At 61.5% G+C, this 19,537-nt stretch carries 19 protein-coding genes; 14 read left to right on the forward strand and 5 right to left on the reverse strand.

Annotation, left to right across the window (positions count from 1 at the left end):
* Position 1: 1 nt before the first annotated feature.
* The 11 genes from xdhC to POI8812_RS12130 all read left to right on the forward strand — a co-directional run bounded on the left by xdhC (position 2) and on the right by POI8812_RS12130 (position 11,261).
* Positions 2-946, forward strand: a complete 945-nt coding sequence (gene xdhC, locus POI8812_RS12080; protein WP_108783217.1) for a xanthine dehydrogenase accessory protein XdhC — start codon at positions 2-4, stop codon at positions 944-946.
* Positions 943-2,475: an ABC transporter ATP-binding protein gene (locus POI8812_RS12085; RefSeq protein WP_108782851.1), complete on the forward strand. Its 1,533-nt coding sequence runs from the start codon at positions 943-945 to the stop codon at positions 2,473-2,475. The genes xdhC and POI8812_RS12085 overlap by 4 nt, the downstream gene beginning before the upstream one ends.
* Positions 2,462-3,529 (forward strand): ABC transporter permease, encoded by a 1,068-nt coding sequence (locus POI8812_RS12090; protein WP_108782852.1) that lies wholly within the window; start codon positions 2,462-2,464, stop codon positions 3,527-3,529. The genes POI8812_RS12085 and POI8812_RS12090 overlap by 14 nt, the downstream gene beginning before the upstream one ends.
* Positions 3,529-4,620, forward strand: a complete 1,092-nt coding sequence (locus POI8812_RS12095; protein WP_108782853.1) for an ABC transporter permease — start codon at positions 3,529-3,531, stop codon at positions 4,618-4,620. The genes POI8812_RS12090 and POI8812_RS12095 overlap by 1 nt, the downstream gene beginning before the upstream one ends.
* A 52-nt stretch (positions 4,621-4,672) precedes the next feature.
* Positions 4,673-5,773, forward strand: a complete 1,101-nt coding sequence (locus POI8812_RS12100; protein ID WP_108782854.1) for a BMP family ABC transporter substrate-binding protein — start codon at positions 4,673-4,675, stop codon at positions 5,771-5,773.
* A gap of 154 nt (positions 5,774-5,927) precedes the next feature.
* Positions 5,928-6,482: a hypothetical protein gene (locus POI8812_RS12105; RefSeq protein WP_108782855.1), complete on the forward strand. Its 555-nt coding sequence runs from the start codon at positions 5,928-5,930 to the stop codon at positions 6,480-6,482.
* A gap of 175 nt (positions 6,483-6,657) precedes the next feature.
* Positions 6,658-8,412 (forward strand): dihydroxy-acid dehydratase, encoded by a 1,755-nt coding sequence (ilvD, locus tag POI8812_RS12110; protein WP_108782856.1) that lies wholly within the window; start codon positions 6,658-6,660, stop codon positions 8,410-8,412.
* Positions 8,399-9,073 carry a hypothetical protein gene (locus POI8812_RS12115; RefSeq protein ID WP_108782857.1) on the forward strand — a complete coding sequence of 225 codons (675 nt, stop codon included), beginning with the start codon at positions 8,399-8,401 and terminating at the stop codon, positions 9,071-9,073. The genes ilvD and POI8812_RS12115 overlap by 14 nt, the downstream gene beginning before the upstream one ends.
* 3 nt (positions 9,074-9,076) lie before the next feature.
* Positions 9,077-9,835: a DUF6478 family protein gene (locus tag POI8812_RS12120; protein ID WP_108782858.1), complete on the forward strand. Its 759-nt coding sequence runs from the start codon at positions 9,077-9,079 to the stop codon at positions 9,833-9,835.
* A gap of 10 nt (positions 9,836-9,845) precedes the next feature.
* Positions 9,846-10,211 (forward strand): hypothetical protein, encoded by a 366-nt coding sequence (locus POI8812_RS12125; protein ID WP_108782859.1) that lies wholly within the window; start codon positions 9,846-9,848, stop codon positions 10,209-10,211.
* A 45-nt stretch (positions 10,212-10,256) separates the two neighbouring features.
* Positions 10,257-11,261 (forward strand): ligase-associated DNA damage response exonuclease, encoded by a 1,005-nt coding sequence (locus POI8812_RS12130; protein WP_108782860.1) that lies wholly within the window; start codon positions 10,257-10,259, stop codon positions 11,259-11,261.
* 3 nt (positions 11,262-11,264) lie between these two features.
* Here POI8812_RS12130 and POI8812_RS12135 read toward each other — a convergent pair whose 3' ends face one another.
* Entirely contained in the window at positions 11,265-11,684 is a 420-nt protein-coding gene (locus tag POI8812_RS12135) for a VOC family protein (protein WP_108782861.1), read from the reverse strand.
* Between the two features lie 125 nt (positions 11,685-11,809).
* Here POI8812_RS12135 and mce point away from each other — a divergent pair, with 125 nt between their 5' ends.
* From mce to POI8812_RS12150, 3 genes are read left to right on the forward strand one after another with little or no spacing between them, the layout of a single operon-like run.
* On the forward strand, positions 11,810-12,214 hold the full coding sequence (gene mce, locus POI8812_RS12140) for a methylmalonyl-CoA epimerase (RefSeq protein WP_108782862.1): 405 nt from the start codon (positions 11,810-11,812) through the stop codon (positions 12,212-12,214).
* Positions 12,211-12,474, forward strand: coding sequence for a DUF1467 family protein (locus POI8812_RS12145; protein ID WP_108782863.1), 264 nt, complete (start codon positions 12,211-12,213; stop codon positions 12,472-12,474). The genes mce and POI8812_RS12145 overlap by 4 nt, the downstream gene beginning before the upstream one ends.
* 59 nt (positions 12,475-12,533) lie before the next feature.
* Complete coding sequence (locus tag POI8812_RS12150) at positions 12,534-13,175, forward strand: CPBP family intramembrane glutamic endopeptidase (RefSeq protein WP_108782864.1); 642 nt, start codon at positions 12,534-12,536, stop codon at positions 13,173-13,175.
* Between the two features lie 7 nt (positions 13,176-13,182).
* Here the strand turns inward: POI8812_RS12150 and POI8812_RS12155 are convergent, their stop codons facing one another.
* From POI8812_RS12155 to glgC, 4 genes are all read right to left on the reverse strand, one after another.
* Entirely contained in the window at positions 13,183-14,802 is a 1,620-nt protein-coding gene (locus POI8812_RS12155; RefSeq protein ID WP_108782865.1) for an alpha-glucosidase, read from the reverse strand.
* A complete protein-coding gene (gene glgX, locus POI8812_RS12160; protein ID WP_108782866.1) occupies positions 14,799-16,652 on the reverse strand; it encodes a glycogen debranching protein GlgX in 1,854 nt (617 codons plus the stop codon). Before glgX ends, POI8812_RS12155 begins: the two co-directional genes overlap by 4 nt.
* A gap of 88 nt (positions 16,653-16,740) precedes the next feature.
* Positions 16,741-18,150 carry a glycogen synthase GlgA gene (gene glgA / locus POI8812_RS12165; protein WP_108782867.1) on the reverse strand — a complete coding sequence of 470 codons (1,410 nt, stop codon included), beginning with the start codon at positions 18,148-18,150 and terminating at the stop codon, positions 16,741-16,743.
* 54 nt (positions 18,151-18,204) lie between these two features.
* The gene (glgC, locus tag POI8812_RS12170; protein WP_370739586.1) at positions 18,205-19,458 is read right to left on the reverse strand and encodes a glucose-1-phosphate adenylyltransferase; all 1,254 of its coding nucleotides are present in this window, start codon (positions 19,456-19,458) and stop codon (positions 18,205-18,207) included.
* Positions 19,459-19,537 lie beyond the last annotated feature (79 nt).

The following is a 19,537-nucleotide window of genomic DNA, read 5'->3' on the forward strand; positions in this document are numbered from 1 at the left end:
GATGAAGGCGCAGGGCTTTGATATTGAGGCCACGCGGAGGATTGCCGCCGCGCAAGGGGCCGTGGCGCGCATTCTGATCACGGGCGCGCGGGGATCGGTGCCCCGTGAGGCTGGCACATCCATGTTGGTCTGGGCGGATGGTCAGGACGGAACAATCGGTGGCGGAACACTGGAATGGGAGGCCGTGGCCGAAGCGCGGGCGCTGCTCACCTCGCCAGTGCGGTTCATGCGGCGCACGGTTCCCCTTGGACCGGCGCTTGGTCAGTGTTGCGGCGGGTCCGTTGATTATTTGATTGAGAGATTCGAGGCAGCAGATCTGGACACTGCGCCAGCGGCCTTTGCGCGGCGGCTAGATGGACCAAAAGCGATGCCCTTTGCCGTCCGAAAAGCCCAGCAGGATATTCGACAAGGATCCGGAGCATTCGTGCTGGAAGACGGGTGGATCATCGAACCCCTCGCCCCGGCGCGCACGCCGCTGTGGCTCTATGGTGCGGGTCATGTCGGGCGGGCCGTTGTGGGTGTGTTTGCAGATCTGCCCTTTGACATCACCTGGGTGGACGACGCGCCTGAGCGGTTTCCCGAGCCGGTTCCGCAGCATGTTTCCGCCCTGCTCGCCGCGAATCCGGCGGAGGCCGTGCAGCATGCGCCAGCAGACGCCATTCATATCGTGCTGACCTATTCCCACACGCTCGACCTGGAGCTTTGCCATCAGGTGCTGTTGCGACCTGCGGCCCATTTGGGGCTGATCGGATCAGACACGAAGGCCGCGCGATTCCGCACCCGCCTTGCCGCCCTGGGCCATGACCCTGCCACAATCGCACGGCTCAACTGCCCTATCGGGGATCGGTCATTGGGAAAAGAGCCCGGCTCTATTGCCATCGGGCTGGCCGCTGAGCTTTTGCAGTTGCGAAAAATGACAGGGGGGCTTACGCAAAAAAGCGCATGAGCGTTCTGTTGGACCTTTCGGGCCTGACCAAGGCCTATCCGGGCGTTATCGCCAATGACGATGTCGGCTTCGACATCGCAGCCGGAGAGATTCACGCCCTGCTGGGTGAGAATGGCGCGGGTAAGTCAACACTCGTCAAGATGATCTACGGCCTTGTCCGCCCGGATAGCGGTGAGATGCGGTTGCATGGTGCCTATTATGCGCCAGGCTCCCCCAAGGATGCGCGGGCAGCTGGCGTATCGATGGTCTTCCAGCATTTCAGCCTGTTTGATGCGTTGAGCGTGCGTGAAAACATCGCGCTCGGTCTGGATGAGGCAACAAAGCCGCGGGAGCTGTCGCAGCGCATCCGCGATGTGAGCCGGGAATATGGCCTGCCGCTCGACCCCGATCGTCTGATCGGTGACTTGAGCGTCGGTGAACGGCAGCGTGTTGAGATCGTGCGCTGCCTGTTGCAAGACCCGCGTCTGCTGATCATGGATGAGCCGACGAGCGTTTTGACGCCGCAAGAGGTTGAGATCCTGTTCAATACCTTGCGCCTGCTGGCCAGTCGCGGGGTTGCGATCCTCTATATCTCTCACAAACTGGATGAAATTCGCGTTCTGTGTGACCGCGCGACCATCCTGCGCGGTGGCAAGGTCGTGGGCACGTGCATTCCGCGTGACGAGACGCCGCGCTCTATGGCTGAGATGATGATCGGTGAAGCGCTGCGTGAACCGAAAGCCAAGCTTTCGGTGCCCGGCCGCACGCTGCTTCGGCTCAATGGGCTGAGCATGACCTCCGACGATCCGTTCGGGGTGAGCCTGCGCGACATCCATCTGGAGCTGCATGCCGGCGAAGTGACAGGGATTGCGGGCGTGGCCGGGAACGGCCAGGACGAGTTGCTGTCGGTTCTGTCCGGTGAGGCGAAGGTCGCGCCAGGGATGCTGATGCTCGACGACGCGCCGATCGGGGACAAAGGACCGAATGCGCGGCGGGCGCTCGGCTTGCAGGCGGCACCTGAAGAGCGGCTTGGCCATGCCGCCGCGCCCGAGATGACGCTGACCGAGAACACGATGTTGACCGGTCGGGTGCGCCAGCGGCTCGACAATTCGGGTTTCCTGAAGTGGGAGGCGACAGCGAATTTCGCCCGCGCCGTGATCAGCCAGTTCGACGTGCGCACACCCGGTGTCGCGACACAGGCCAAGGCACTGTCGGGCGGGAACCTGCAAAAATTCGTTATCGGACGTGAAGTGCTGCAAAAGCCGCGCGTTCTGATCGTCAATCAGCCGACATGGGGTGTGGATGCCGCCGCCGCTGCCGCCATTCGCGATGCGCTGCGCGCGCTGGCCGAAGGCGGGGCTGCGGTATTGGTCATCAGCCAAGACCTCGACGAGTTGATGGAGATGTCGGACCAGTTCGCTGTCATCGCAGGTGGACGGCTCAGCGCACCGCGTGCGGCCGGAACCATCTCTATCGAGGAAATCGGACGCCTGATGGGTGGCGACACATCCACCGCGCGTGAGGGAGGGACAGCCCATGCTGCGACTTGAGCCGCGACGCTCTCCCAGTCAGGCCATGGTGTGGCTGACGCCCATTCTGGCTGTCCTTGCCACGATGATCGCTGGCGGTGGCCTGTTCATGGCGTTGGGCAAGGATCCGGTCGATGCGATCTACACGATTTTCGTCGATCCGCTGCTTGATCCCTATTCCCTGCCCGAAATCTTCGTCAAAGCTGCACCGCTGATCTTGATTGCCATCGGGCTGAGCTATGGGTTCCGGGCCGGGATCTGGAATATCGGCGCCGAAGGTCAGTTCATCATGGGCGCGATTGCCGGTGCTGCGGTGGGGCTAGCCTTTTACGGCACGGCGGGCGTTTGGCTCTTGCCGCTGATGGCGCTCGCCGGAATTGTGGCTGGTTACCTTTGGGCGATGATCCCCGCCCTGTTGCGGGTGAAGTTCGGCACCAATGAGATTCTGGTCAGCCTGATGCTCGTCTATGTGGCCGATCAGTTCCTGCGCGCGATGGTGAATGGACCATTGCGCAATCCGCAGGGGTTTAACTTCCCTGAAAGCCGCCTGTTTCACGACAGTGCGCAGTTGCCGATCCTGTTTGATGGGACGAGGGTTCATCTGGGCGTCGCGATCGCCGTGATTATCGCGCTGATCGCGGCGCTGATCCTGTCCCGCCATATCATTGGCTACAATGTCCGCCTAATGGGCTCGGCCCCGCGGGCGGCGATGTTTTCAGGCGTGAAGCCGCCGCGCATGGTGATTTTCTGCCTTGGCCTGTCTGGCGCGCTGGCCGGGCTTGCGGGCCTGTTCGAGGCTGCGGGACCGATGGGTCAGCTGACGCCGACGCTGCCGCAGGGCTATGGCTTTACTGCGATCATCGTGGCGTTTCTGGGCCGCCTCAACCCGCTGGGCATCATCGCGGCGGGCTTCGTCATGGCGCTGACCTATATTGGCGGTGAGAACGCGCAGCTCGCCCTTGGCCTGCCAAAGGCGGCGATCAGCGTGTTTCAGGGCATGCTGCTGTTCTTCCTGCTGGGGCTCGACATCTTTGTGCGCTACCGGATTGCGCCCAAGCGGCGGGAGGTTGCGTGATGGATTTTTCTGCCCTCGACCCGCTCGCGTTGATTGTTTCGCTGATCATCGCCGCCACGCCGCTGGTGCTTGCCGCGACAGGAGAGTTGGTGGTGGAGAAGTCAGGGGTGCTGAACCTCGGCGTCGAAGGCATGATGATCATGGGTGCGGTGATCGGGTTCATTGTCTCGGTTGAGATTGGGAACCCTGTGCTGGGATTTGCAGGAGCAGCGCTCGCCTCTGCCGCGCTGGCCCTGATCTTCGGGTTTCTGACGCAGGTTCTTCTGTCCAATCAGGTTGCGACGGGCCTTGCCCTGACGCTGTTTGGACTGGGCCTCGCAGCGTTGCTGGGGCAGAGTTATACCGGGATCCGCCCCCCCTCGACTGGCGATGTGTTTCCAGAGGCGTTGAGCACTGTGCCGGTCATCGGACCACTTCTCTTTTCCTATGACTGGGTGGTCTATTTCGCGTTGATCATGGTCGGTGCCGTATGGTGGTTCCTGAACAAAACCCGCGGTGGGCTGATCCTGCGCGCGGTCGGGGAAGGTCATGATGCGGCCCATGCACTGGGGTACCGGGTCGTGGCCATCCGCATGGCAGCGATTGCGTTTGGCGGGGCCTTGGCCGGAATGGGCGGTGCGTATCTGAGCCTTGTGCGCGTGCCGCAATGGTCGGAAGGCATGACCGCAGGGATCGGCTGGATCGCGCTTGCCATTGTGGTCTTCGCCAGCTGGAAGCCGGGGCGCGTCATTCTGGGCGCCTGGCTGTTTGGGGGCGTGACGATCCTGCAGCTCAATATTCAGGCCGCAAACCTGAACATTCTCGGAATTCTCGCCCTCGCACTGGCTGGCGTTGCCGTGGTCATGCTTCTGGTGCAAATCCGCAGCCTGACACGCCACAAGGTCATCCAGATCGTTATGGTCTTTTCCTTTGCACTGCTGGCCCTAGTTCTTGCGCTGAGCTGGCCCGATTTCAGGCTCGACTCTGCGTATCTGTCGATGACACCGTATCTGACGACAATAATCGTGCTGGTCGCCCTTTCAGGGGACAAGACCCGGCGCGCACTGAATGCCCCGGCCTCGCTTGGCCGGGTGTTCCACGCCTCGGCATAAAACGACCGGGGTGGGACGGGGAACCTATGAGACCCACAACATGGAGAGACCAATGACCCTATTCAAATCCCTTGGCCTGGCCGCCGCGCTGAGCATGAGTGCCGCCGTTGTTTCCGCTGATGGCCACGACCCGCTGAGCGTCGGCTTCATCTATGTCGGCCCGGTGGGCGACTATGGCTGGTCTTACCAGCACGATCAGGGTCGCCTCGCCGTCGAAGAGCATTTCGGTGATGCCGTCGAAACCTCTTTTGTCGAGTCCGTGCCCGAAGGCGACAGTGAGCGTGTGATCCGCCGCATGGCTCAGGAAGGCGCTGATCTGATCTTCACCACATCCTTCGGCTACATGACGCCGACAAACCGTGTCGCAGCCCAGTTCCCCGACACGTATTTCGAGCATGCAACGGGCTATCAGCGTGCCGACAACGTCTCGACCTATTCGGGTCGTTTTTATGAGGGCCGCACCGTGCAAGGTATCCTTGCGGGCCACATGACCGAGAGCAACATCATCGGTTACATCGCATCCTTCCCGATCCCCGAGGTTATTCGCGGTATCAACGCGGCTTATCTCGCGGCGAAGGAAGTGAACCCGGATGTGGAGTTCCGCATCGTCTGGGTTTCCACCTGGTTTGATCCGGGCAAGGAAGCGGATGCCGCGAACACCCTGATCGAGCAGGGTGCGGACGTGATCATGCAGCACACCGACTCCACCGCTCCGATGACCATCGCGGAAGCGACGTGGGAAGGTCTGGCCGAGGGTGAGACCGGCGTTTATGCGTTCGGCCAAGCCTCTGACATGATGGAGTTCGGCCCGACGGCGCGCCTGTCCTCGATCATCGACGACTGGGCTCCGTACTATATCGAGCGTGTTCAGGCGGCCCTTGACGGCACCTGGGAGAGTGAAGATGCGTGGCACGGCCTGGATGAAGGCATGACCTCCATCGGGGCATTCAATGCGAACATTCCTGCGGATGTGCGCAAGGAAGCCATGGATGCGGCGATCCAGATTTCCGGCGGCACGCGCCATTCCTTCACCGGGCCGATCAACTGGCAGAACGGTGAGGTCTGGCTGGAAGAAGGCGAAACGGCGGATGACGGCACGCTTCTGGGCATGAACCGTTATGTCGAGGGGATCGAGGGCACCGTTCCTAACTGATCCCTGCCAAAGAACATTGAAAGGCCCCGGCATCGACCGGGGCCTTTTGCGTTTTGGCACCGCTTTCCGTTGCAGGCGGAACAAAAGGTCGCGGGTGGGCAACGGCGATTGCCCATCCGCGTTGATCTCTCAACAGATTTGAGGAGATTTCAGCATGTTCCAACGGATGACCGTTCTCGCCTTCCTGTTGATGGGTGCGCCTGCCTTTGCACAGATGACGGATGGCCAACACGCCAGCCTGCCACCCGAACTGGAGGGGCCCGAATTTTCCGAGGCGCGTGACATGCCCGCGGGAAACCACACCTTCACCAATGACTTTCCCGTCGCCAGCCGCGTGGTGCGGAATGGTGAATTGAGTGATACCTATCTTGAAGAGGGGGCGCCGCTTGAGCTTTCACCGCCCGGTATTGCCATGCCCGGCTGGACCGCAATCGACCTTGCCGATCTTCCTTCGACGGATCTTGAAGGGGTGGACGTCTATCCGCAGGCTTGGGAAAATTTGGGCGTGATGGGTGAGATCGAAACCGTACAAGGGGACGAGATCATAGTCTCATTGCCGCGGTTTGCGGGCTTGCTCGATCATCAAGTGCTTCTGCCTGTCGGAGCCTTCACCATCCTGACGCCGGAAGAAGAGCCCGGCACCGCGTATCGTGCCTTCCTTGGGACGACTGAAACAGTTCTGCGCGATCTGGAGCCCTATCAAGGCTAAGCCCAACGATGTGAAATGACGGACTGATCTGTCGGGCCGCGCGGTCATCCGCGCGGCCTGTTTTGCTGGATGGCTCACGCATCGGAGGATGCCCTGCCCCTTGCGTAGGCGGGCATGGCCCAATATCAGATTGAGACCAAGGAAATAGCTGCTCAACACCTCCGGGGAAACGCCAATGACCATCGACAAGTCCCGCCTGCCCTCCCGCCATGTGACCGAAGGCCCCGCACGCGCGCCGCATCGGTCCTATCTCTATGCGATGGGGTTGAGCGAAGAGGAGATTCACCAGCCCCTCGTCGGTGTCGCAACCTGCTGGAACGAGGCAGCCCCGTGTAACATCGCGCTCAACCGCCAGGCGCAGGCCGTGAAGCAAGGCGTGAAGGTCGCGCGCGGCACCCCGCGTGAGTTCACCACCATCACCGTGACAGACGGGATCGCGATGGGCCATGAGGGCATGCGCTCCTCCCTTGCATCGCGTGAGGCGATTGCCGACACGGTTGAGCTGACGATGCGCGGCCATGCCTATGATGCGCTTGTGGGTCTTGCGGGATGTGACAAGTCTTTGCCGGGCATGATGATGGCGATGGTACGCCTCAATGTGCCCTCCGTCTTTGTCTATGGCGGTTCGATCCTTCCGGGACGCGCACCGCTGGTCGACGAGGTCCCGCAAGATTTCAAGGACCGCGACCTGACCGTGCAGGACATGTTCGAGGCCGTTGGCCGTCAGCAGGCGGGTACGCTGAGCGAAGCTGCGCTGGATATTCTTGAGCGGGTCGCCTGCCCGTCCGCCGGCGCGTGTGGTGGTCAGTTCACCGCGAACACGATGGCCTGTGTGTCCGAGGCGATTGGCCTTGCCCTGCCAAACTCTTCCGGTGCGCCTGCACCTTATGAGAGCCGCGACCAGTATGGTGAGGCGTCCGGTCAGGCAGTCATGAACCTGATTGAGAAGAACATCCGGGCGCGCGACATCGTCACCCGCGCGTCCATGATCAACGCGGCCCGTGTTGTGGCCTGCACCGGCGGCTCAACCAATGCCGGTTTGCACCTGCCCGCCATCGCGCATGAAGCCGGGATCGATTTCGATCTGGATGATGTTTGCGACATCTTCCGCGAGACACCGTATTTCGTCGATCTCAAGCCCGGCGGGCAGTATGTGGCCAAAGATCTCTACGAGGCGGGCGGCGTGCCGGTCGTGCTCAAGGAGCTGGACAAGGCAGGCCTGATCGACCGCGACTGCATGACCGCAACGGGTTACTCTATCGGTGAGGAAATCGACCGCGTCAGCCGTGAAGCGGACGGCAAGGTGATCTATCCGATCGACACGCCGATCTCGACCACTGGCGGTGTCGTGGGCCTGAAGGGCAACCTCGCCCCAGAAGGTGCCATCGTGAAAATCGCGGGCATGACGGAAGATCAACTGACCTTCACCGGCCCGGCGCGCGTGTTCGAGTGTGAGGAAGACGCCTTCGCCGCTGTGCAAAAGCGCGAATATGAAGAAGGTGAAGTTATTGTCATCCGCAACGAAGGCCCGTCCGGCGGGCCGGGCATGCGGGAGATGCTGGCGACCACCGCGGCCCTGTCCGGTCAGGGCATGGGCAAGAAGGTGGCGTTGATCACCGATGGTCGTTTCTCCGGCGCGACGCGCGGGTTCTGCGTTGGTCATGTCGGCCCGGAAGCGGCCCATGGCGGTCCAATTGCCTTGATCGAGAATGGCGACAGCATCACGCTGAATGCACGCGAAGGAACGATCTCCGTCGATCTGACCGAGGACCAGTTGGCTGAGCGCAAGGCGAACTGGAAAGGTCCGAAGGAGACGATCTATTCGTCCGGTGCGCTTTACAAATATGCCCAGCTCGTCGGCTCGACACGTCTTGGCGCTGTGACCCATCCGGGCGCGAAGATGGAAAAGCACGTCTATGCCGACCTCTAAAGGTCTGCTTGCAAAGCTCATTGCGGCCAGTGCCTTTCTTGCATTGGCCGCATGTGAGGCCCCACAGGGCTCTGCCAGCAGTGGCAGTGGCGTGGAGCGTTTGGCCCGTGATCCAGACGCATTGCGCAGTGCGGTGGTCGAACTGGGTGGAAGCGAGGTACGCATCGGCGTGCCGCGCGGCACCTGCATCGCACCGCAATCGGTCAGCGTTCGTGGCGATATTGGTGCAGTGATCGCGGGCGATTGCCGTGCTGTCGTACTCGACCCGCCCCGGCGTACCGGCCCAAATGCGCTGTTGAGCGCAACCGTAAGCGCAGATCCCCTACCCGGTGATGGCACACCGGCAGAGCGCGTCGCGCTGATCGAGGAAATGCTACATGGCGGTCTTGCCGACAGTCTGCTGGGTGAGCAGAGCGGGAACGCCGACCTTGTGGAAACCCGGTTGGACGAGGACACGATCTATGCCCTCGTCGACACCGGTTCGGAAGTCGCCTTTCAGGGGGCTTCACCGCTGATGTGGCGTGCAATTACACAAGAACGCGGGCACATGATCGTTCTGACCGCGCGCACCTTGCGGCAGGATACGGCTGGAACGCAGGCGTTGCTGGACAGCCTGCGCGCGTTTCGCACCGCCACGCGTCAAGTCAACCGCAGGCGCTGAGCCTTGGAGCGGATCAACCGCATAGCTGGATTTCTGGTCACCCGCCTGTCCGGCTGGCTCTGGACGCGGCGCACGCGGGTGCTGGACGATGTACCGGTCCTGACGCTGCGCCGCTGGCGCCGGCAGGCTGAAACGGTGGGGCGACTGGTGCGCAATGTGGAGCAGGCAGCCGCGCGGCGCATTGATGCGAGTGGTCAGGATGGCGTCGGATTGCAGGCACCTGCTGACGCCAGTTTCAGCTTCCGCCCGGCGGTTCTCAGTTTTCCGCAAACGCCGACGGGCCACGTCTTTCCAATGACGGGGACGGAGTTGTCTGCCGGCGTTGCACTTCACCATGACATCAGCCCGGCCGAGATCATCGTGCGGCAGGATCGCGGCACGGATGGGCAGTATCCCCTCATCATCGAGGTTTGGCGCGGGACCGGCAGTTTCGTGTCCCTGTCGCTGGCGTTGCCAGAGGCGGAGGCCCATTCGGTGACACGGGATGATCTGATCCGCCTGTCCTATCAGCTGGAGATGGAGCAGAGCTGCGAAGTCTTCGCCCGGCTCAACCTGGCCCACGGCCCCAACACCGAACAGGTGGTGCGCGCGGTAGAGCTGCGCCCCGGTCATGACTGGCTGGAGTTCGACGTCCATTTCACACAATTCGATCCGACGCGAACGCGGGAAATCTGGATTGATCTGATCTTCAACACATTGCCGCTGAACCGCATCGTCGTGCATGATCTGATCATCTCGCGCCGTGCGCGACTGTCCCTGTAGGAACCGCCGAATGACCCAAACCGCCCATCGGATCTGGCTCGACAAAGGGGTGCTGCGCGGCATTCTGCACGAAACGGGCTTCACCCCGATTGAAGTGGTTTTGGGGGAGCGGGTGCTGTGTTCACCGGTCCCGCGCCCCGCTCCTGAGCAGGATAAGAGCCTGATCTTTGAGGCAGACCTGCCTGCGGACACGTTCTCGGACGGGTTTGGCGTGCTGGCCTTGCGCCGGGTGGGCGAGGCAGAGCCTCTGGCAACGTTGCCCTTCTTCGTCGGCGACGCGCTGACCGAGAGCCTGCCTGGGGAGGTCGCAATGTTGCGCGCTGAATTGGACCTGATCAAGAGCGTGCTGCGCCAGCGCCTGCGCAGCCGCCTCTAGAACCCTGACGCCCGCGCGCTAGGTGCCTTGGGGCAGGAGGCGACGATGCGCGCGACAGAGATTCTTGAGTTAAGGCCGGAAGGTCTTTTTTGTCCGGGCGGTGGCTTCTTCATTGATCCGCAGCAACCGGTGGACCGTACGCTCGTCACCCACGGTCACGGGGATCATTGCCGCCCTGGCTCACGCGCCCTTCTGGCCACCGCCGACACCTGCGCCATCGCGCAAACCCGGTACGGCGCGGAGGCGTTCGGGCGGGTGGAGCATGCAAAGCTCGGCGAGCAAATGCGGATCGGAGAGGTTGATGTCCGCTTCGTGCCTGCGGGCCACGTGCGCGGATCAGCCCAGATCATCGTGGAGCAGGCGGGGCAGAGGGTCATCGTCTCAGGTGACTACAAGCGCGCCTCTGATCCGACCTGCCTGCCCTTCGAGCCTGTGCCCTGTGATCTGTTCGTGACAGAGGCGACCTTCGGATTGCCTGTCTTCCGACATCCGCCGATTCAGGAGGAACTCGACCGGCTGATGGCGTCGCTCGCCGCATTCCCGGACCGTTGCCATGTCATTGGCGCCTATGCGTTGGGAAAAGCTCAGCGGATGATCGCGGAGTTGCGCGCACGGGGCTATGACCGGCCGATTTGGTTGCATGGGGCGCTCGTCAAGCTGACGACGCTCTATCAGGACTTGGGGGTAGAGATGGGTGAAATCCGTCAGGTCATGGCCAGCGACAAGAAGGATCTGGCCGGAGAGATCGTGATTGCGCCGCCCAGCGCATTGCAGGATCGCTGGGCCAGACGCTTGCCCGATCCGCTGCCTGTCGGCGCGTCTGGCTGGATGCAGGTGCGCGCCAGAGCGCGACAGCGCCGGGTCGAGCTACCGTTGATCGTGTCCGATCACTGCGATTGGGACGCGCTTTGCGCAACAATCAAAGAAGTGCAAGCGGAGACAGTTTGGGTCACCCACGGCGCGGAAGAGGCGCTGGTGCATTGGTGTCAGCAACAAGGCATGACCGCCGCACCGCTTTCCATCGCAGGGCTGGGGGAGGAGGAGGACTGACCCTCAACCCATCTTGTCCCCTGTCAGGTTCAGCATCCAAGGCGTGCCAAAGCGGTCGGTGAACATGGCAAACCGCTCGGCCCAGAAGGTTTCCCCGGCAGGCATGTCAACAGAACGGGCGTCTTTGGAAAGAGCGTCGTGGACGCGATCAAATTCTGCCCGGCTCTCGACCTCTACTTGCAGACGGAAACCCTGCGGGGTCTGGTACATGTCCGAGGAATTGTCCGACGCCATGACAAGCCGCCCGGCAATCTTGGCAACCATGTTCATCACGATGTGATCGCCACCGGGCATCCGGTCTTCCTGGGATGGAGCATCGCTGTTGCGCATGATGTGCAGCACCTCGCCGCCCAGCGTATCAATGTAGAGGGACATCGCCTCCTCACACTCATCCTTGAAGAAGAGATATTGGTTCAGCTCCATGGGTACGTACCTCCTGTTTCGTATGTGTCCACGACAGATTAGCACAGATTGCCGCGACGCCTCGTCTCGCTTTCGTCCCTACGATTGTTGCGTTACTACAGCGCCAAACAACTGGAGATTTCCCGATGATCGGACGCTTGAACCATGTCGCTATCGCGGTGCCAGACCTTGAGGCTGCCGCCGCGCAATATCGTGAGACGCTGGGGGCAGAGGTTGGCGCGCCGCAAGACGAACCCGATCATGGTGTGACAGTGATTTTCATCACGCTGCCGAACACGAAGATAGAGTTGCTGTACCCGTTGGGAGAGAACAGCCCGATTCAGGGGTTCCTCGACAAGAACCCCTCAGGCGGAATTCACCATATCTGCTATGAGGTTGATGACATTCTGGAAGCGCGGGACCGGCTGAAGGCCAGCGGTGCCCGTGTGCTGGGCACTGGAGAGCCGAAGATCGGCGCCCATGGCAAACCCGTCCTCTTCCTGCACCCCAAAGACTTCACCGGAACGCTTGTCGAGTTGGAGCAGGCATGAGCATCACAGCGATTTTCGTCATCTTCGCCGTCACCTGGTTCCTGACGCTGTTTGTGGTCCTTCCCATCGGGCAGCGCAGCCAGGAAGATGCAGGCGAGATCGTGCCGGGCACCCCGGCCGGTGCGCCCGCCAACGCCCAGATGAAGCGCAAGGCCATGATTACGACCGTTGCTGCGCTGATCATCACGACAATCATCTGCACCGTCATCATCAGCGGCCTGATCACGGTCGAGGATTTTGACTGGGCCGGGCGCGGCTGACATTGCCCTAGGGGCCCGCGCGCCCCATCTTTGGGCAGCGTTCATAAGCGGAGTTCCAGATGCGCGCTGCCCTTACCCTGCCCCGGACCCGTCTCTGGGTAGAATTTCTGGTTCTGTTCGTGGGTGTGCCATTGGTGCTCGCCTTCGCGCTGCCCCCCACGATGATGTGGAACGTGTTGGCGGCCGCGACTTTTGCTGGTGTGGTTCTGCTGCATTACACGCCGGGCTTTGAGTGGACGACGCTTCTGACGGGGCGATTTGACTGGATCGCCTTTCTCGCCTTCACGCTTGTCACGGCGGCTGCGTCTTTTGCCGCGGTGATGATCTGGATGCCCGAACAACTGCTTGTCTTGCCGCGTGCGGTGCCGCAGGTGTGGCTCGGCATCATGATCGCCTACCCTCTAGTCAGCGCAATCCCGCAGGAGCTCGTCTTTCGACCGCTCTTCTTTCGCCGATACGGTGATTTGTTGCCAGCGGGCTCCGCGCTCTGGATCAATGCCGCGCTCTTTTCATTGGCCCATCTGATGTATCGCGATCCCATCGTATTGAGCATGACGTTCGCAGGCGGCGTCGCCTTTGCCTGGGCCTATCACGTGCGCGGCTCGTTCCCGCTGGCCTGTGCGATGCACGCGGTAGCGGGGTGCATCATCTTTACCAGTGGCCTGGGCCGCCTGTTTTATTCCGGCGCAGTGGGCGGTTGAGCCGCAATCATGGGCGAATATAGGCGAAACCAAGCGGTGGCAGTGACAGGCGGTTTCCGTCGAGGGTTCCGACCTGCCCGCAAGCTGTCGGGAAGGGAACCACCTGTCCTGGCGTGACGGTGATCTCTTGCTCCACTTGCGTGAAGTTGAACACGTAGAGCTGTGACTGCCCCTCGTGCGCCCGCACAAACGTCAGCACGCCATCCGGCGCGTCCTGAAAGGCTATACTGCCCTTGAGCGCGACCGGGTCCGTCTGGCGATGGGTGATCGCCGCACGATAGTGGTCGAGCACGCTACCCTCGCCCTGTTGATCGACGGCAAGGGCCAAATGCTCTGACGGGACCGGGAGCCACGGCTTCGCGGCATTGGTGTTGGAAAAGCCGCCAAACGGCTCATCCCCCTCCCAGACCATGGGTGTGCGGCACCCGTCGCGCCCTTTGAAACCGGGCCAAAAGCGGATCCCATAAGGGTCGGTCAGGTCTTCGTAGGCGATATCGGCTTCCGGCAGCGCCAGCTCCTCCCCCTGATAGAGGCAGATCGTGCCGCGCAGCGCCGTCAATAAAGTGATACAGAACTTGGCCAGCGGCTCTCTCGCCCCATTGTCGGCCCAGCGGGTGACATGACGTGTGACGTCATGGTTCGAGAAGGAGTGGCAGACCCAGCCTTCACTGACCTTATCCTCGATCCGCTCTACCGTTTTGCGGATGAAATCGGCGGAGAACTGATCGGCGAGCAGATCGAATGTATACGCCATGTGCAGCCGCTCACCGCCCCGCGTGTAGGCGGCGACCGTGTCGTAAGACCGGGCCTCATCCCCGACTTCCCCCACGCTGGTGCGCCCCTCATATTCGTTGAGCAGGTCGCGAACGCGCTTCAGAAACCCAAGGTTTTCGGGCCGTGACTTGTCAAAATCATGCTGCTGAAAGCTGTAAGGGTTGGATGCTTCGATGAAGCTTGACCCGGTGGACCGGGCCGCGGGCGGATTGTCGCGCAACTGCTGATCGTGGAAATGGTAGTTGCACGCATCAAAGCGGAACCCGTCAATGCCCCGGTCGAGCCAGAAGCGGACCTCACCCAGCATCGCGTCCTGCACATCCGGGTTGTGGTAGTTGAGGTCCGGCTGGCTGGCGAGGAAATTGTGCAGGTAGTATTGCCGCCGCACACTGTCCCATTCCCAACTTGGTCCGCCAAAGACGCTGAGCCAGTTTGTAGGGGCAGAGCCATCTTCCTTTGCGTCCGCCCAGACGAACCAATCAGCCTTTGCATTATCTCGGCTCTGACGGCTTTCCTTGAACCACTCATGTTGGTCCGAGCAATGGGACATCACCATGTCCATCGTCACTTTGAGCCCCAGTTCATGGGCCCGCGCGATCAACGCATCAAAATCATCCATCGTGCCGAACATCGGATCGACGTCGCTATAGTCGCTGACATCATAGCCGAAATCCTTCATCGGGGATTTGTTGAATGGGCTAATCCAGATCGCGTCGACGCCGAGAGACGCGATGTGATCGAGCCGCCGGGTGATCCCCTTGAAGTCACCGATCCCGTCGCCGGTACTGTCCTGATATGAGCGGGGATAGATCTGATAGAATGTGGCGCCGCGCCACCAGTCCGGATTTGTCATGCCACTCTCTCCAACCAGAATTCGACACTGCGTGCGGGCAGCGCCACGCCGAAATCGCGGACCGCGATCCACTCCCCTTCGGGCAATTGCACCTGGCGGGCGTGATGCGTCGGATTGATCGCGATGACCGCGCCGTCGATGCGCATCATCAACGCATCCGCATCCCACCAATGTTCCATTGGCGCCCCCTCCAGGGTCAACCATTCCACGTCTTGCCCGGACCACTCATGAAGCCCGGCAAGGGCCGGAACAGCGGCGCGCGCTGTCGCGTAGAGCTGGGCGATCCCCTCCAACACGCGGTCGCGCCCCTCCCAGTCGATCCAGCCGATCTCACTGTCCTGGCAATAAGCGTTGTTATTGCCCTGCTGCGAGCGCCCGAATTCGTCACCGGCCGTCAGCATGATGGTCCCACGTGACGCAAAGAGTGTCCCTAAGAGCCCGGCCACATCAGCCCGCCGGGCATGCCGGATCGCAGGATCGTCCGTTGGTCCTTCGACCCCATTGTTCCAGCTGAGATTCTCGTTGTGCCCGTCGCGGTTCCCTTCGCCATTGGCCTGATTGTGCTTTTCGGCATGGGCGACCATGTCGGCCAGTGTGAACCCGTCATGGGCCGCAATGAAGTTCACGCTGCGGGTTTGGACAGCGAAAGTGTCAAAGGAACCGGCGAGCCGGGTTGCCAGATCGCCAATCCTATGCGCATCGCCCCGCCAGATCCGCCGGATGTCGTCCCGATAACGGTCGTTCCATTCGAGGAATGGAGCACCAAATTGCCCCAGCTGATAGCCGCCCGGCCCGATGTCCCACGGCTCCATGATCAGATGGCCGGCACCGATCACTGGATCATCGCGGAGCATGGCAAGCGTCTCCGCCTCGGCAGAGAAGCCATCTGCCGTGCGACCGAGGACGGGCCCAAGGTCAAATCGAAATCCATCCACACCGGCTTGCAGCCGGAAATGACACAGCGTGTCGCGGATCATCTCTCGCATCACAGGGTGATCGCAGGCGACCGTATTGCCGCACCCCGTGTCGTTCACCAGCCTTTGCCCTGTGTGGCGGTAATAGTCACGGTTCGCCAATCCACGGAAACTGACGGTGGGACCCCCGGAGTCGCTTTCGGCGGTGTGGTTGAAAACAAGATCGAGCAGCACGCCGATGCCCGCGTCCCGCAGCGCTGCCACAGTATCGCGCAGCTCCGACATGCCGCCGGGACACAGGCGCGGGTCGAGCGCCATGAACGTGACCGGGTTGTACCCCCAGAAATTGCGCAGTCCGAGCGGCGGCAAATGCCGTTCGTCCAGGGTCGCGGTGATCGGCATCAATTCGACCGCTGCGACATGCAAGGATTTCAGATGCGCGATAATGGCCGGATGCGCGAGTGCTGCAACCGTGCCCCGCTGCGCCTCGGGCACGTCCGGGTGTTTGAGGGTGAAGCCACGGACATTGACCTCGTAAATCAAACCGCCCGGCGTGAACACAGGCGCGTCCGTCAGATCGGGAAGCGGGGCGCGCACAACGGCAAGTGGCACCGCATTCCGGGTATCGAGCCCGTAGGCACCAAGTACGGGATCATAGGTGTAGGGGGCCGAAATCTCGGTCGCATAGGGATCGACGAGGCGTTTGTCGGGGTCGAACCACTGCGCCGCATCGGGATCGTATTGGCCGTCTGCCCGCAGGTGATAGCCCTCCCCCTCCGCCAAATCGCACAGGCCCGTCCACCAACCGTCTGCCTGCTCTAGCGGTGTTGTGCCCCGCGGTCCCTCGACCCAAACAGATGCTGCTTCGGGCGCATAGACGGTCACGCGGCAACCGTCAGCCGTCAGATGGGCACCGGGCGGATAGGGAGCCTGCATAAAGAATCCTCAAAGCGTTTTGAATGGACATAGCGTGATGCCCGGAAGGTGGCGAGTGCGATCGTCCGTGGAAAAGGAACTGAACAGGTCAGGACTGCAAGAGATCACGGTAAAGCGCTGCATACTCCCCCGCCGACCGCCCCCAGCCGACATCGGTTTTCATGCCGGCCCGCTGCATCGCGCCCCATAGCTTGGGTTGCTCGTAGAGCGCCACGGTGCGGCGCAGTGCCGCCTCCAACGCGTCACCATTGTCAACATCATGGATCACACCGGTTGCCGTGCCAGCGCGGATCGCGGCCATGTTCGCATCAATGACCGTGTCGGCCAGCCCACCGGTGCGCGCGACCACCGGGATGCAGCCATAGCGCAGGGCGTAGAGCTGTGTCAGGCCACATGGCTCGAAGCGGGATGGGATCAGAAAGGCGTCGGCTCCCCCCTGCATCAGATGGCTGAGGCCCTCATCATATCCGATCAGCGTGCCGACCTTTCCCGGATGGCGTTCAGCCGCATCGGTAAAGGCGCGCTCAAGCGTCGGGTCACCGGACCCGAGTACTGCGAGCCGCGCGCCCATGCCAACCAAAGCGCCAACGCGATCCGCCAGAATGTCGAGACCCTTTTGAGCGGTCAGGCGCGAGACGACCGCGAAGATTGGGCCGTCGCCCTCCAGACCAAATCGGGCGGCAACGGCCGCCTTGTTCGCCTTTCGCCGACCCAGCCCGCGCGCGGAATAGTTCGCCGTCAGTGTTGGATCAGTGGCCGGGTCCCACACATCGGTATCAATACCGTTTACGATCCCATGCAGATCCTTTGCGCGTGAACCAATCACGCCCTCCATTCCCATGCCATAGGCAGGCCCAAGAATTTCGCGCGCATAAGTCGGGCTGACGGTCGTGATCGCATTCGCCGTGGCGAGCCCCCCCTTCAGAAAGCTGACATCGCCATAATATTCGAGACCGTCCATACCATAGGCGGCCTCCGGCAAGCCGAGATCGCTGAAAATATCACCGGAATAGCGGCCCTGAAACGCGATGTTGTGGATGGTCAAAACAGTCGGAATATCCGCCTGATAGCGCGCATAGACCGGCACCAATGCGGCCTGCCAGTCATGGGCGTGGATCAGGTCCGGTTGCCAAGTCACCGCGCCCCTCGCGATGGCGATGGCAGCCCTGCTCAACGCCGCGAACCGCGCCGGGTTATCGCCAAAATCATTTCCATCCGTGCCAGAATAGGGTCCGCCCTCCCGCTTAAAGAGCGACGGCCAGTCCAGTACGAAGAGATCCAGCCCCCCACCCTTTGCGGTGAGAATCCGTCCACCCTCAAACGCCACCTCCGCCCCGATCTGATCAAGGGCGTCCATCACCTTCGGATAGCCAGGCACGAGCGTGCGCATCTCAACACCTTGCGGGGCGAGAGCTGACGGCAATGCGCCAGCCACATCAGCCAGCCCCCCGGTCTTGATCAGCGGATAGACTTCCGAAGCAACAGAGAGGACTTTCATTGCGGACTTCCTTGCAAGTGGGCTGCCGCGTGATCGGTGCGCCAGCCCGGATCGTCAACCGTCGATCGCGTCGATCATCTTCTGCGTGATCAGCACAATCCCATTTTCCGTTCGGCGGAACCGGCGGGCATCCAGTTCGGGATCTTCACCTACAACCATTCCTTCAGGGATCGTCACACCGCGGTCGAGCACAACATTCTTTAGCCGTGCATGTCGTCCGATCTCACAGCCCGGCAGGATCACGGCCTTGTCGAGCTGAGAATACGAATTGGTGCGCACGCCGGAAAAGCAGAGCGAGTTCGACATCTCGGTTCCCGAAATGATGCAATCGCCTGAAACCAGCGATTGCACGGCAAAGCCCCGGCGGCCTTCCTCGTTATGCACGAATTTCGCAGGCGGCAGCGTCTCTGCATGGGTCCAGATCGGCCAATCGCGGTCATAGAGATCAAGCTCTGGCACCGTAGAGGTCAGATCCACATTTGCCTGCCAATAGGCGTCGACGGTCCCGACATCCTTCCAATAGGCGATGCTTTCGCTGTCGGATTTGACGCAGGAGCTGTCGAAGCGGTGGGCCTGCGCGTGACCATGCTTCACGATATAGGGGATGATATCGCCGCCGAAATCGCGCTTTGAACCGGGCGTCTCCGCATCCCGGCGCAATTCCTCCATCAGGAACGCGGTGTTGAACACATAAATTCCCATCGAGGCGAGCGCATTGCCCTCATCCCCCGGAATGCCCGGTGGATCGGCTGGTTTTTCAACAAAGTCTGTGATGCGGTCCGTCTTGTCGACATGCATCACGCCAAAGCCCGTTGCCTCCATCCGTGGGACGGTAAGGCAGCCGATGGTGACATCCGCGCCAGAGTTCACATGCTGTTGCAGCATGATCTCGTAATCCATTTTGTAGATATGGTCGCCCGCCAGGATCACCATGTATTGCGGGTCATAATCCTCGATGATGTCGATGTTCTGAAAGACGGCATCCGCCGTTCCCTCGTACCATGCGTCAGACATGCGCTGGGAGGCAGGCAGGATATCGAAGCTCTCATTCCGTTCTGTGCGCAGGAAGTTCCAGCCGCGGTTGAGGTGCCGGATCAGGGAGTGGGCCTTGTACTGCGTGGCAACGCCCATGCGGCGAATGCCGGAATTCAGCGCATTGGACAGCGCAAAGTCGATGATCCGGGTCTTGCCGCCAAAATAGACCGCCGGTTTTGCACGAATATCGGTCAGTTCCTTAAGCCTTGAGCCGCGCCCGCCTGCAAGTACATAGGCCATGGCGTCCCGGCTGAGTGGTCCTTGATGTGTCATCGGCATCTCCCTTCTCATTCTGTCCGAGCGCCTCTTGACCGGGCGCTGCGGCGTGTTTCAATCGGCCCAAAACAAGGGC

The sequence above is a fragment of the Pontivivens insulae genome, from assembly GCF_900302495.1.
GTDB lineage: Bacteria > Pseudomonadota > Alphaproteobacteria > Rhodobacterales > Rhodobacteraceae > Pontivivens > Pontivivens insulae.